Annotated in this window: 12 protein-coding genes, 1 other RNA gene and 1 pseudogene; 2 read left to right on the top strand and 12 right to left on the bottom strand. The window is 53.5% G+C overall.

The genetic code is table 11. The features are described from left to right. The 12 genes from BLW97_RS05310 to ffs form a co-directional block, all read right to left on the bottom strand. Positions 1-545, bottom strand: a 545-nt coding sequence (locus BLW97_RS05310; protein ID WP_158025124.1) for a TolC family protein, incomplete at its 3' end; no start/stop codon positions are given. Between the two features lie 83 nt (positions 546-628). Beyond that, positions 629-1,543: a tRNA (adenosine(37)-N6)-dimethylallyltransferase MiaA gene (miaA, locus tag BLW97_RS05305; RefSeq protein WP_075322553.1), complete on the bottom strand. Its 915-nt coding sequence runs from the start codon at positions 1,541-1,543 to the stop codon at positions 629-631. After that, on the bottom strand, positions 1,540-3,387 hold the full coding sequence (gene mutL, locus BLW97_RS05300; protein ID WP_075322552.1) for a DNA mismatch repair endonuclease MutL: 1,848 nt from the start codon (positions 3,385-3,387) through the stop codon (positions 1,540-1,542). The genes miaA and mutL overlap by 4 nt, the downstream gene beginning before the upstream one ends. Continuing rightward, on the bottom strand, positions 3,384-3,857 hold the full coding sequence (tsaE, locus tag BLW97_RS05295; RefSeq protein WP_075322551.1) for a tRNA (adenosine(37)-N6)-threonylcarbamoyltransferase complex ATPase subunit type 1 TsaE: 474 nt from the start codon (positions 3,855-3,857) through the stop codon (positions 3,384-3,386). The genes mutL and tsaE overlap by 4 nt, the downstream gene beginning before the upstream one ends. Positions 3,858-3,865: 8 nt before the next feature. After that, positions 3,866-4,321: a CBS domain-containing protein gene (locus BLW97_RS05290; protein WP_075322550.1), complete on the bottom strand. Its 456-nt coding sequence runs from the start codon at positions 4,319-4,321 to the stop codon at positions 3,866-3,868. Next, entirely contained in the window at positions 4,318-5,670 is a 1,353-nt protein-coding gene (bioA, locus tag BLW97_RS05285; RefSeq protein ID WP_075322549.1) for an adenosylmethionine--8-amino-7-oxononanoate transaminase, read from the bottom strand. The genes BLW97_RS05290 and bioA overlap by 4 nt, the downstream gene beginning before the upstream one ends. Continuing rightward, complete coding sequence (locus BLW97_RS05280; RefSeq protein ID WP_075322548.1) at positions 5,663-6,508, bottom strand: NAD(P)H-hydrate dehydratase; 846 nt, start codon at positions 6,506-6,508, stop codon at positions 5,663-5,665. The genes bioA and BLW97_RS05280 overlap by 8 nt, the downstream gene beginning before the upstream one ends. 2 nt (positions 6,509-6,510) lie before the next feature. Beyond that, positions 6,511-7,728, bottom strand: coding sequence for an ammonium transporter (locus BLW97_RS05275; RefSeq protein ID WP_075322547.1), 1,218 nt, complete (start codon positions 7,726-7,728; stop codon positions 6,511-6,513). A gap of 34 nt (positions 7,729-7,762) precedes the next feature. Beyond that, positions 7,763-8,362, bottom strand: a complete 600-nt coding sequence (gene recR, locus BLW97_RS05270) for a recombination mediator RecR (protein ID WP_031574935.1) — start codon at positions 8,360-8,362, stop codon at positions 7,763-7,765. Between the two features lies 1 nt (position 8,363). After that, a complete protein-coding gene (locus tag BLW97_RS05265; protein ID WP_010640145.1) occupies positions 8,364-8,690 on the bottom strand; it encodes a YbaB/EbfC family nucleoid-associated protein in 327 nt (108 codons plus the stop codon). Further along, positions 8,687-10,384: a DNA polymerase III subunit gamma/tau gene (gene dnaX, locus BLW97_RS05260; protein WP_075322546.1), complete on the bottom strand. Its 1,698-nt coding sequence runs from the start codon at positions 10,382-10,384 to the stop codon at positions 8,687-8,689. Before dnaX ends, BLW97_RS05265 begins: the two co-directional genes overlap by 4 nt. Positions 10,385-10,410: 26 nt before the next feature. After that, positions 10,411-10,507: signal recognition particle sRNA small type (ffs, locus tag BLW97_RS05255), an RNA gene on the bottom strand. A gap of 768 nt (positions 10,508-11,275) precedes the next feature. On the opposite strand from ffs, the gene BLW97_RS05250 reads away from it, so the two are divergent. Then, the gene (locus BLW97_RS05250; protein ID WP_075322545.1) at positions 11,276-12,766 is read left to right on the top strand and encodes a DHA2 family efflux MFS transporter permease subunit; all 1,491 of its coding nucleotides are present in this window, start codon (positions 11,276-11,278) and stop codon (positions 12,764-12,766) included. Between the two features lie 53 nt (positions 12,767-12,819). Next, positions 12,820-13,031, top strand: a pseudogene (locus BLW97_RS05245) (efflux transporter outer membrane subunit); the annotation flags it as partial.

Genomic DNA, 13,031 nt, shown 5'->3' with positions numbered 1-13,031 from the left:
GCAAGAAGCTGTTGCAACACGGCATTTTCAAGAATCAACCTGGCAGCGCGCCGTTGCTGTTCGGCTGCCTGCAAGCGCAGGCGCGCCTCCTTGACCTGCTCCTGCTCCTTGCCCCAAAGATCAAGATGAAAAGAAAAATCAAACTTTAACAAATTGTTCCAGGAGGTTTCTCCGGCATAGGGTGGCAAATAAAATTGATTTTTGGTCCAACGGCTTACCCCAATCTGACCGGTGCCCTGGAGTTGTGGTTCGCGCTGCGCTCCCGCTTCGCGCAAGGCAGATAAAGCCAAGGCTATTCTAGCTTTCGCAGCAAGCATGTCCGGATTTTTTTCAAGAGCCAGTTGCATGATGTTTTGCTCTGGCTGATTGAGTAAAGGACGCCACCAGTCCGCAACAGCAGCTACAGACGATTTTTTTTGTGTCAAGTCACTGCCAAGCTGTAAATCCTGCAATGGGGTAGGTTTTGCCAGATGCGGCATGGGCGGTGCACAGCCAGCCAGCATCAACGCTGGCAGCAAGCAGCCCAGGAAATGCCAGGATTTCAATCATTTTCTCCCGTAGAAGATTTTGGAGCTTGGCCCGGAACCGGTAATTGCCGTCAGAGCCGATAGAGCAAAATGAAAGTGTATTACAGCATTTGCTGTCTGATCCAGTTCGGCAAAGACTTCCATGCTTGATCTTCTGCCGGATCCAGCACCAGATTCGCACTCTCTCTTTTAAACCATGTGTCCTGGCGCTTGGCCAGCTGACGCGTTGCCGCCAGGGCTGCCGCATAAGCTTCTGCCGCTGTAAACTCGCCATTCAGGCGGGCAAAATATTGGCGGTAACCCACTGCCCGCATGGCTGGAAGATCAGGATCGTAGTGACGTTTCTGTAAAGCCGCCACTTCTTCCAGGAAGCCCTCCTGGAGCATCATATCCAGTCGTTGCTGAATACGATCATGCAGCCAGGCGCGAGGCGGACGTAACAGGATTTTCAGTAGTGGTCCGGGGAAAGCGCCCTGCCACTGCCGCAATTGACTTAACGGTGCCCCGGTTTGCTGAATGATTTCCAGCGCACGCTGAATACGTTGCTGATCATATGGCTGAATGCCTGCCGCCGTTTGCGGATCAAGAGCAGCCAGCCGCTCATGTAATGCCGGCCAGCCCTCTTGCGCGGCTTCTTCCAGTAGTTTTCCCCGTATTTGCGGATCGGCAGGAGGCAGATCGTCAATACCACGTTCCAGCGCCCGGAAGTACAGGCCGGTGCCCCCCACCAGCAGGGGGATGCGTTCACGGGCGCGTGCCCGGGTGATGCAAGCCAGGGCATCTTCCCGAAAAAGTCCGGCGGAATAGGGTTGATCCGGTTCACGAATATCCACCAGAGCATGGGGATATTGCTGCCTTAGTGCGCAATCCGGCTTGGCGCTGCCAATATCAAAATGACGATAAACCAGCAGGGAATCGACGCTGATAATGTCTACCGGCAGCTGGTTGGCAATATGCATGGCCAGTGCTGTTTTGCCACTCGCCGTAGGCCCCATCAGGAACAGGGCGGGAATCATCGGCCACGCAAAAACAGGCGGTCAAGATCCGCCAGAGAAAATTGCACAACCGTAGGCCGACCGTGATTACACTGTCCAAACCGTGGCGTCACCTCCAGCTGGCGCAGGAGACTGTTCATTTCATCAAGGTTCAGACGCCGACTGGTCTTGATGGCCGCCCGACAGGCCATTTCAGCCAATGCCGGATTACCCTCCACGTCGCCCTGCCCCCAGGGTTTTTCCATATCCAGAAGTTCCGCGACCAGTTGCGCAAAATTGCGCGCATCCAGGGAACGCAAAGCACCATGAATAGCCAATGTGCCCGGCCCGGCTACGCTGATATCCAGACCAGCAGCTCGCAATGTCTCCTGCCGCTCTTCAAAACAGGCCATTTGTGCGGCGGTAACATGCACATATTCTGGAATCACAAATTGTTGTTTATCATCCAGTTGACAGTCTTTTTTCATTTTCTCATAAAGGATGCGCTCATGCGCCGCATGTTGATCCACCAGAATCATGCCTTCCTGATTCTGCGCCACGATAAAACGGGCATGAATTTGCGCTATGGCTTGCCCCAGCGGATATTCCGGCGCCAGGGATTGTTCCTGCGGAGAGTGATCGAGGTAACTTTCTACCGGACGCGACGTACCGGCTGCAACCATCTGCTCCCAATAAGCGGCTGTCCGGGCCTCTGCGACACCACTCAAGTCCTGCTGGAAGGAAGGTACATAAGCAGAAGATGGACCCGAAGGCGGACGGACAGCACCAGCAGCGGGGATATCCAAAGCAAGGCCGAGGGGGCGCATTGCCGGCTGTACCGGAACGGAAATTTGCGGTTTATCCCCACCCTGCTCGGCAATAATCCGACGCAGGGTATGAAAAAGGAAATCATGTACCGCGCGACTATCCCGAAAACGGACTTCAGCCTTGGCTGGATGCACATTCACATCCACTTGCTCGGCAGGCATATCCAGATATAAAACAAACAGCGGGTGACGATCCTGAAACAATACATCCTGATAGGCAGCGCGCAAGGCATGGGTCAGCACCGGATCACGCACCGGACGACCATTGACGAAAAAGTATTGTTCGTCGCCCCGGGCACGATTATAGGTAGGCAAGCCCAGCCAGCCCCGCAGCGACATACCCTGATCACTTTGCTCAAGGTACAGCGCATTTGCCAAGAAACCTTCGCCCAGGATGCTTGCGACTCTGGCAGAACGGGCTTCGGCATCAGCGGCCGCCGGATACTGCACCAGGCTGCGACGATTTTGCAGCAGTTGAAAAGCCACCGGGAAATTGGCCAGAGCTATCTGTCGGAGCACCTTCTGGATACGCGTCAATTCGGCGGCAGCCGAACGCAGAAATTTGCGGCGCGCCGGGACATTGTAAAACAGGTCGGCAACCTGCACCGTCGTACCGGGGGCGCGAGCAGCAGGTTCCGAGGCCAGGACCTCACCACCATGCACCTGGAGCCGGGCACCCTGCCCCGCGTCGTGCGTTCTGCTCAGAATTTCCATCCGCGCCACCGAGGCAATAGCGGGCAGTGCTTCACCACGAAAGCCCATGGTCTGGATAGCCTGCAAATCTTCCCAGCTTGCCACCTTACTGGTGGCATGACGCTCCAGTGCCAGCGGCAGATCTTCGGGTAATATGCCGGTGCCATTGTCTTCCACACTCAGCAAATCCATACCACCACCCTGTAATTGAATGGTAATCCGGGTAGCCTGTGCATCCAGACTATTTTCCAGCAGTTCCTTAAGGATCGAGGCGGGCCTTTCCACCACCTCCCCCGCTGCAATCTGATTGGCGAGGGTGGCGTCCAGGCGGCGCACGCGTGGCGGGCTGGTCACTGACTTGTTCATGTAATGCTCGCCAGATCAACCGGTAAAGCCTGCACCCAGGCTTCGGCGCGCACATGCTGCGCCGTTGCGGACAAATGATGCCGGGCATCAGCTTGAATATGCAAATGCAGTTTGAGATCAGCACCCGGCAGATGCCCCTTGCCTCTTTCCGGCCATTCGATCAGCCATAGGGCAGGGGTCTCCAGATAATCACGTATACCGATAAATTCCAGCTCTTCGGGATCATTCAAACGATACAAATCCAGATGATGTGCCAGTCCGGATTTTGTTTCATAGGTTTCGAGCAAAGTATAGGTGGGACTTTTGACGGATTGGGTGACGCCCAGTGCCCGCAAAATACCCTGGGCAAGCGTTGTTTTACCGACTCCCAGGTCGCCTTCCAGATAAATGACTGCCGGTGCTCGCAATGTTTGCGCCAGGGCCGCCCCCCAGGACTGGCAAATATCTGCACTGGGAAAGTCCCAATCCATCCGCAAACTCAGGGTTTTAACAAATGCTGGAGAATATCGGAGCGGGTGATGATACCCAACAGCTTTCCATCTGTATCCACAACAGGCAAGGCATGCACTTCCTTACGCAAGAGTTTTTCGGCGACCGCATCGGTGTTTTCGTCGGGTCCTGCGGTCACGACCTTGGTAGTAGCCAACTGGCCTGCAGTAACAGCCGTGACTTTACGTAACTCTTCTTCATATTCATGCATGCCACCCAACGGAATCAATCCATCGAGAATGGTCAACATAGTGGGCAAATGCACCTCGCGGTTGGCATCAATCAGGTCGCGCTCACCGATCATGCCGACCAGATGCCCGGAGGCACTGACTACGGGAATACTGTGGTGCCCCGTCTGCAGCAAGATTTTGCCGACATTCTTGACCGAATCATCTTCCTGCACCGTGCTGGGCGCACGGGTCATGATTTCCTGGGCCGTTGTCATTGGGTTCTTCCTTCCGCCATGGCGTCAAATAATGTGTGGAGAATAGTGTCTATTTCCTGCTCTGTCACCGACAGAGGGGGCACAATGGTGAGCAGATCACCAAGGGGGCGGCTATACACACCCATTTCCCGGGCACGTTTGCAGACCATGTATTCAACACGTTCGCCATAAGGGTAAGCCGCTCCAGTAGCCGGGTCACGCAAGGGAATGGCCGCCATCAAGCCAAATTGCCGGGGCTCACCTGCCCAGGGTTGATGGTGAAATACTTCCAGACCTGCGCGCAGTTTTTCGATTTTATTGGGGATTTCGGACAACAAATAGCCTTCGGCAAAAATGCTCAGATTTTCCAGAGCCACCGCAGCGGCCAAAGGGTTGGCCGTAAAGGTATGTCCGTAATAAAACTGTTTGGCTTCGCCAAAGGGGGCCAGAAAAGCCTGATAGATTGCTTCTGAAGTCAGCGTTGCGGCAATGGGTAAATAACCGCCACTCAGTCCTTTGCCGAGCGCCAGCAAGTCAGGTTCGACCTGTTCTTTTTGGCAGGAGAACAACTGGCCGCTGCGACCAAAGCCAGTGGCTACCTCGTCAACAACAAGCAGGACCTCATGGGTATTACAGAGCTTTTGTGCGCCCGACAAGACCCCCGGTGGAAAAGGCAATATCCCGGCTGCACCCTGCACGCCGCCTTCCAGAATCAAAGCGGCAATATGGTCTTTTTCGGCCAGTAAAACAGCTTCCAGAGTATTCAGCCAGAGCTTGGCTGCCTGCCCGGCATCTCCCTGGCATTGTTCCCATTGCAGCACATAAGGGCTGGGCAACCTGCGCGTCGGGAACAGCAAATGACCATACACTTCATGAAAAAGCGGAAATCCGCCCACTGAAACAGCTCCCACCGTATCGCCGTGATAAGCGTTATCGAGGGTCAGAAAAAGATGCTTCTCCGGACGCCCGATGTTGGCCCAGTACTGCGCTGCCATTTTAATAGCCACTTCTACCGCCTCGGAACCATCTTCACTGAAAAAACAATGTTGCAGAGATTCGGGTGTGCACTCAACCAGCTTTTGGGCGAGACGGATAGCCGGTGGATTGCTGGCGCCCAGGGCTGTGGTATGCGCGACTTTTGCCAACTGCTCCATAAGGGCAGCATCAAGGCGCGGATGACGATGACCGTGCACATTACACCAGAGACTCGCCACCGCATCCAGACAACGCGCACCATCCACATCGTACAAATAATGGCCTTCCGCCCTCTCGATAATCCAGGGATCATCATCTCCATAACATTGCATCTGGGTGAAGGGGTGCCAAAAATAACGGCGATCCCAGGCTTTCAGCATTTCGGTTTCAGACATGGATGGCATTCAACTCCTGTATGACAAAAGGTAGTTCTTCGAGAATATTGCTGGCCAACAGGCTTTCTTCTCCCAAACGTCGGGCCGCACGATCGCCGGCGAGGGCATGAATGGCAACCCCCAGAATCAAGGCATCATCGGCTGACAGGCCCTGGGCCAGCAACCCCGCCAGCACCCCGGTCAATACATCGCCGCTGCCGCCAGTTGCCATTCCCGGATTTCCCCAGGGGCAATAACAGCGCGCTGTTTCACCCAACATCAGACTGTGCTGCCCCTTCAAAACCCAACGCCCGCCATAGCGGGATTGCAGCGCATGTATTACCCCTATCCGGTCCAGCTGAACGTCAGGAAGCGGCATTGCCAGCAGACGGGCCGCTTCACCTGGATGCGGGGTAAACAGCCGAACAGCCTTAGCACTGAGCAATGGCGCACCAAAACGCGCAAGAATATTGAGGGCATCCGCATCCCAGACCTGGGGAATGGGCAAACTCCCGACCTCAGTCAGCATATCATGGGCTGCCAGACCCTGCCCCAGACCGGGCCCCACGGCGAGTACTGCATTGTCCGGTAAGGCAGAGAAACTCGGGGGCCAGTCCCACCAGGTCGCTTCCGGAAGCGCGGAAGCCAGATAAGGAACTGCGGAAGGATGACCCACGGCGGTCACCAGCCCTGCCCCAATTCGGTAAGCAGCCGCAGCTGCCAAAGCCAGTGCTCCGCCCATTCCTGGCGCGCCGCCCAGTACAAAAACATGACCAAAACGACCTTTATGTGCATCAGGAGACCTTTTCGGTATTTTTGGCAGACTCTCCCAAGTCAATGCAACAAAGTCATTATCCACGTTCAGGCCCTCTCAATATCCTCCTCAGGATACGCGCTGACATGGTGAATACTCAAATCGGGACCGGCATATTCCGCCTCGGCATCCAGGCGAATCCCAATGAAAGCCTTGATGGTGCCGTAAACCACTCCGCTACCCACCAGCGCAATCAAAACCCCCAAACTGGTGCCCAGCAGTTGCGACCAGAAACTGACTCCTCCGGCACCGCCCAGCATTTTCAGCCCGAAAATTCCCACTGCCAGACCACCCCAGACACCGCAAACGCCATGCAAAGGCCAGACTCCGAGCACATCGTCCAGGCGCAGTCGATGTTGTACAAAGGTAAATAAATACACAAAAATAATCCCGGCTATGGCACCAATGGCCAGAGCCCCGATGGGCTGGACCACATCCGATCCGGCACAAATAGCCACCAGCCCTGCCAGTGCCCCGTTATGCACAAAACCCGGGTCGCCCTTACCAACGGCCAGAGCGGCGAGCATGCCACCCACCAGGGCCATGAGTGAATTCAGGGCCACCAGACCCTGAACCTGAGCCAACTGCTGGGCGCTCATCACATTAAATCCAAACCAGCCGATGATCAGAATCCAGGAGCCCAAGGCCAGAAAAGGAATATTGGAAGGCGGCATGGCATGCACCGTACCATCCTTACCATAGCGCCCCCGGCGCGGTCCCAATAACCAGACGGCCATCAGGGCCATCCAGCCACCCATGGCATGGACTACTACCGAACCGGCGAAATCATGAAAAGGCGCACCAAAGGTCTGCGTAAACCAGGCCTGAATGCCATAATTGTTATCCCAGACGATGCCTTCATAAAAGGGATACACCAGGCCTACCAGAAAAGCCGTAGCCAGCAATTGCGGATAAAAACGGGCGCGCTCGGCAATGCCTCCGGAAATTATGGCGGGTACGGCTGCCGCAAAAGTCAGCAGGAAGAAAAAACGCACCATTTCGAAACCATGATCGCCGGCAGTCAGGGTTTGCACGTTTCCGAAAAAACTGATGCCGTAAGCAATATGATAACCGATAAAAAAATACACAATGGTCGAAATGCCAAAGTCACTGAGGATTTTGACCAACGCATTGACCTGACTGCGCCGGCGCACGGTTCCCAGTTCCAGAAAGGCAAAGCCGGCATGCATGGCAAAAACCAGAATGGCGCCCATCAACAAAAAGAATACATTACCGCCCGGAGGCGTCACACCCGTAGCCAGCATACGACTTCTTCCTCTCTCTAATGTTTTGTTTTAACTATTCATCCAGCAGGCGGCGTCCATGCAGCGCCCGTCCGAGTGTGCCGCGATCTACATATTCCAGTTCACCGCCCACCGGAACGCCGTGGGCAATACGACTGATGGTAATGCCTGCAGGCACCAGATCTGCCAGAAACTGGGCAGTGGCTTCACCTTCCAGAGTGGGGTTGGTGGCAAATATCACCTCCTGCAGATCCGCTTCTGCCAAACGCTCACTGAGACGATCCAGATGCAGGGCTTCCGGACCGACTCCATCCAGAGGTGACAAATGGCCCATCAGCACAAAATAGTCGCCGCTGAACATGCCTGTATCTTCAATGGCGCGCAAATCTGCGGGTGATTCCACAATGCACAACAGCGAATGATCCCGGTGCAAACCCTTACAGACAGCGCACAAAGGGGCTTCGCTAAGATTATTGCAGCGTTCGCAAAAACGCACTGCAGCATGCGCGCGTTCCAGCGCGGTGGCCAATTGGGGAAGAAGATTGCGTTTACGCACCAGCAGATCGTAGCAGATGCGCTGCGCAGAACGCGGTCCAATACCGGGAAGGCGCCTTAACAGCGCCTCCAGAGCCTCCATACTCGGAACATCAGCCATATCAGAAAGGCAGGTTCATGCCTGGAATATTCATTCCACCCGTGACTTCCGACATCCGTTCAGCACTGACCTTTTCAGCATTGCGTACCGCATCGTTAATGGCCGCAGCTACCAAGTCTTCCAGCATTTCCTGATCATTATCCGCCAGCAACGAGGGATCAATTCGCACTTTGCGCACATCATGGCGACAGGTCATGGTGACCTCTACCAGATTACCGCCGGCATGTCCCTGGACTTCAATATGGGCCAGTTCTTCCTGGGTTTTTTGCAGGCGATCCTGGAGTTGCTGCGCCTGTTTCATGATATTTCCCAAACCACCTTTCATCATCGACTACCTCCCTGTTGATTCGTTAAAGTCATCAAGGTAATGAATTCTACCTGAGTACCCAGTATTTCTGTAAATTGTTTGATCAGAGGATCATTGGCCACCCTGATCTGTGCTTCTTTCTGTCGCGCGGAGGCCTGAGATTCTGCTTCAGCATTTACACTGCGTACGCCGCTTGCCTCGGTCAGTTCACTGATGACGAGTTGCGGCGTCTGACCAAAGTGGTCACTGAGCGCTTTCAGAATTCGTGCTTTTTCCTTGATAATAAAGGGCAGGTAGCGAGGCTCTATGAGCAGATCCACCTTTTGCGCATCACGCTGCAGGGCTTGACCGTGACGCAGCTGTTCCTGCAGCAGCGGTGAAAGTGATAATGTGGCAATCAGTTCCTGCCAGGAAAGACTCATATGGACCGCTTGCGGCGGTATGAATACATTTTCTCTGTGAATTTCAGGAGCGGGCTCGCGGACCACATCCGCAAATGTGCGTGATTCTGGAATCAGTTCTGGCAGGACGGGTTGAACAGTTTCAACGGTTGTGATCGCAGTCTCTGTAGAAGTTTGAGAGATCGAACTGGGCTTTTTCCCCGGTTCGGGCGACAGCGCCGATGGTGGAATATTCCCCGTAGAGAAACTGAGCACCCGCAAAAATGCCATTTCCAGTGCCATGCGTTGATCTGGATAGAGCTGAAAATCCCGGCGCGCTGACAGCAACAGGGCGTACCAGGACTGTAAAACCAGTGGATTGATTTTGTTTCGTAACTGACTGATCAGTTCCGCATCATCACCCTCTGCAACGCCCGGCACAAACTGAGCAAGACTCAATCGATGCGTCCCCTCGATAATCAGGTCCAGTAGCCCGGCAGCATCCAGACCCCGCGCCAGGTGTTCGTTGACCAGCGCAAATACCCGTTCCGCATCTTGGGCAATCAGCGCTGCAATCATCAGCATAACAGTATCGTCGCCACTGCGTCCCAGCATGCCAAGCACACCCTCACGGCGCACTTCGCCACCACCATGGACAATAGCCTGATCCAGAAGGCTGAGGGCATCGCGTAAACTGCCATCGGCAGCTTTGGACAATATGTGCAGTGCGGCATCTTCTGCGGAAATTTTCTCTGCCAGCATGATCTGCTGCAGGCGCCCCTGAATCTGGCCGATTTCCAGCCTGCGTAAGTTGAACTGCAAACAGCGGGATAAAACGGTGACGGGAAGCTTCTGAGGATCAGTAGTTGCCAGCAAAAACTTGACATGTTCAGGCGGCTCTTCAAGGGTTTTCAGGAGTGCATTGAAACTATGAGTGGACAGCATGTGCACTTCATCGATGAGGTAGATTTTATAGCGCCCGGCCACCGGCGCATATTGGACGTTATCAAGCAGTTCACGGGTTTCATCCACGCGCGTGCGGCTGGCAGCATCCACTTCCAGCAAGTCGACAAAATTTCCGGCGCTGATACTCAGACAGGCGCTGCAGGTTCCGCAGGGTTGGCTGCTGATACCTTTTTCGCAGTTCAAACATTTGGCAAGCAGCCTTGCCAAAGTGGTTTTACCTACGCCTCGCGTTCCCGTAAACAAAAACGCATGGTGGATTCGGCCGGAGTCCAGGGCATGACGTAAGGCGGCTACAACGGCCTCCTGCCCAACAAAATCTTCAAAATGCTGGGGCCGCCAACGTCGGGCAAGGGCTAAATATCCCGTCATGGGAAAACACTAAATTGGGAGGCGACGCTAATCAGCCGCACCCCGGCACCTGGATCGCCGGCTGCCGCTGCTCCCTTCCGGGCCTGACGGGGTTCACCAGCTACCACTGCGAGGGGACCGATTGTTGTCGCCATAGAAAACCTGAAATTGTCCACGCAAGGACGAGAACAGACGAAAAGTGCAACACCACTATTGCACTCACAAGTTGCGAAGGTATCAGAACCCCGATCTGCGATCAATATTGACCACTCAAAATCGTCAGGGTTAAAACTGCTCTATCATCACGAAAGCAGCGCGGGTCAGTATAACGGAGGTGAAACCTTCTTAGGACATAGCGCCAGAACCCCAAGATGAACAGTAACAGAATCCACCAACTCCCTCCTGCCAGAGTGGAAATAGCCATGGCGTCCACATTCTTCCAGCAAGAAGAAAGAAGATATTCGGGTAAAAAACCCAAAAAATCATTCGTTAAAATATCAGCACGATAACCCAGATATATAAAATTCCACCCAATAGCCAGAGACTGAGTGCCATGAAGTCAAATTCCGTACTGGACATGAAAAACCATTGGATATCTGGCAATAAGATCAAAATGGCAATAAAGTATGAGATGATGATGTGCAAGAGCCAGTCACCTTAAATACTATTTATTATTTATATTTTATTTTTTAATCATTAAGATAGTTTCCTATAATTAATAATTAATATGCAATAAATCATCTTTATCTTCCTCAGATAATGAGCGACGTAGCAAGCATCAAGCTTTTTGCGTATGACCTGGTAACGCTCAAATTGGAGTTGTTTTGAGAATCCACTACGGTTGACATATATATGCATGACCCACATGATCGGGACGTTTGCTCAAATCAGCACGGAAATGGTTTCCTGTTCATGGCTTTTTCACAAAATGCTCCGGCAGTTTCCCCGCTCAGCACCGGCATGGTATTGCTGCTGAACCTGGTGATCGGACTCGGACATTTTCTGTTATTATTAAACACCGGTGCCTATCTGCCCATGATACCCCATGTTGCCGGGAGTCTGGGCGTCAACCCGGACTTTGCGATTTGGACCCAGTCAGATTTTTTTCTCGCCATGGCCCTGGCCTTTCCCTCCTCTCCCTGGTTTTTGCAGCGCTGGGGGGAAATGCGGGTTTTGGCAGGTGCTTTTATCGTATTCGCCCTGGCTTCAGCCATCTGTGCCCAATCGAATGATTATGACATCTTTCTGATTGCCCGTATTGTTCAGGGGTTCTCGAGTGGATTGACCATTCCGGGATCTTTGCAGATTATCCTGCGCCACTATCAAGTGCATCGCCGTAACATCGGTCTGAGCTTGTGGGGGATCGCTGCGCTCACGCCCTTTACCCTGGGTCCATTTATCGGTGGCTGGATCACCGACAGCATCGGTTGGCGCTGGCTGTTTTATGTAAACATTCCTATTGCCCTCAGCGTGGCTGCCTTTATTGCGATTCTACTGTTCGGTAGAGAGATGGAACACCATCATCCTCCCCTGGATTGGCCGGGGCTACTTTTTCTGCTGATTGCTCTGGCTACTCTGGAGTCAGCACTCGATAGGGGAGAGATCATCAGTTGGTGGCGCTCATCCCCCATTATTTTCCTTGGTATGATCAGTCTGCTTGCTCTGATGGTATTTGCGATTTGGGAATGGTATGGCAGGCATCCTTTGCTGGAGCTGCATCTTCTGAAACGTCGTAATTTCTTGATCGGTGGCATGGTTCTTTTTTTTACTATTCTGCTTTTTCAAGGCAGCATTGCCCTTTATGTTGTGGGATTTCAGTTGGTCATGGGCTACAGCGCCTGGCTGGTCGGCCTGTTGATATTACCCATGGCGATTTTTTCGAAAATCAGTTTTATCTTGACCCAGCGCCTGCTCAATCATCTGGATGCACGTATCCTGGCTATTTTCTCCTTATTGGGATTTGCGGCCGCCAGTTTTTGGGTTTCCTCCTACAATCATCCGGCCTCTTTCAGCGAATTACTGTGGCCACAAGCTTTTGTAGGAATATTTCTGGGAAGTTTATTTCCATCCATTAATACCGTTGCCTTGTCCGGATTATCCGGCCCCGCCGAAATGCGTGGTACTGCCTTTTTGAATGTATTGCGGCTGTGTGGGCAGGCTATGGGCATCCCCCTTATTGCCACACTTTTTGACCGGAGAACAATTCTGCATGCACATTTTCTTGCTGAGGGTAACAGCACCGTGATGGCTCATACGCCCACAATTTCGTCAAGCAATATCCACATCGCCCACTACATTGCGCATCAGGCAGCCATGCTCGCCTTCAACGAAATATTTTATATAGCCGCATGGGGATTCCTGCTCGGCGCGGGTCTCCTGCTGCTCAGTAAACGTGTGCCTTGAGTGACGCCGGATATATGGATGCGCCGCGCCATAGAAGAACTGGTGGATCTCTGATGAAAAAATCCATTCTTCTGCTGCTATTGTTGCTGCTTGCGGCCTGTGCGCGCCTGCCTGAGCATCTTCCCGGCGCGCATCTCGCCCATAGCCCTCAAATTCAACAGACCCTGGCACGGGCCGATCATCACTATGGAATCACGGCGGGTCCATGGCCTGCACAGCAGTGGTGGGATGCGGCGCAAATACCTGCTCTTGACCATCTGATTCA

The sequence above is a fragment of the Acidithiobacillus albertensis genome (assembly GCF_001931655.1).
Taxonomy (GTDB): domain Bacteria; phylum Pseudomonadota; class Gammaproteobacteria; order Acidithiobacillales; family Acidithiobacillaceae; genus Acidithiobacillus; species Acidithiobacillus thiooxidans.
Note: the sequence above shows the minus strand (reverse complement) of the source record. Positions and strands in the feature narration are given on the sequence as shown.

Coding starts and splice junctions, on each gene's coding strand:
- BLW97_RS05265 (WP_010640145.1), bottom strand. CDS start 8,690: ATGATGAAAGGTGGTTTGGGAAATATCATGAAACAGGCGCAGCAACTC.
- miaA (WP_075322553.1), bottom strand. CDS start 1,543: ATGATTCCCGCCCTGTTCCTGATGGGGCCTACGGCGAGTGGCAAAACA.
- BLW97_RS05290 (WP_075322550.1), bottom strand. CDS start 4,321: ATGACAACGGCCCAGGAAATCATGACCCGTGCGCCCAGCACGGTGCAG.
- mutL (WP_075322552.1), bottom strand. CDS start 3,387: ATGAACAAGTCAGTGACCAGCCCGCCACGCGTGCGCCGCCTGGACGCC.
- tsaE (WP_075322551.1), bottom strand. CDS start 3,857: ATGGATTGGGACTTTCCCAGTGCAGATATTTGCCAGTCCTGGGGGGCG.
- BLW97_RS05275 (WP_075322547.1), bottom strand. CDS start 7,728: ATGCTGGCTACGGGTGTGACGCCTCCGGGCGGTAATGTATTCTTTTTG.
- BLW97_RS05250 (WP_075322545.1), top strand. CDS start 11,276: ATGGCTTTTTCACAAAATGCTCCGGCAGTTTCCCCGCTCAGCACCGGC.
- dnaX (WP_075322546.1), bottom strand. CDS start 10,384: ATGACGGGATATTTAGCCCTTGCCCGACGTTGGCGGCCCCAGCATTTT.
- bioA (WP_075322549.1), bottom strand. CDS start 5,670: ATGTCTGAAACCGAAATGCTGAAAGCCTGGGATCGCCGTTATTTTTGG.
- recR (WP_031574935.1), bottom strand. CDS start 8,362: ATGGCTGATGTTCCGAGTATGGAGGCTCTGGAGGCGCTGTTAAGGCGC.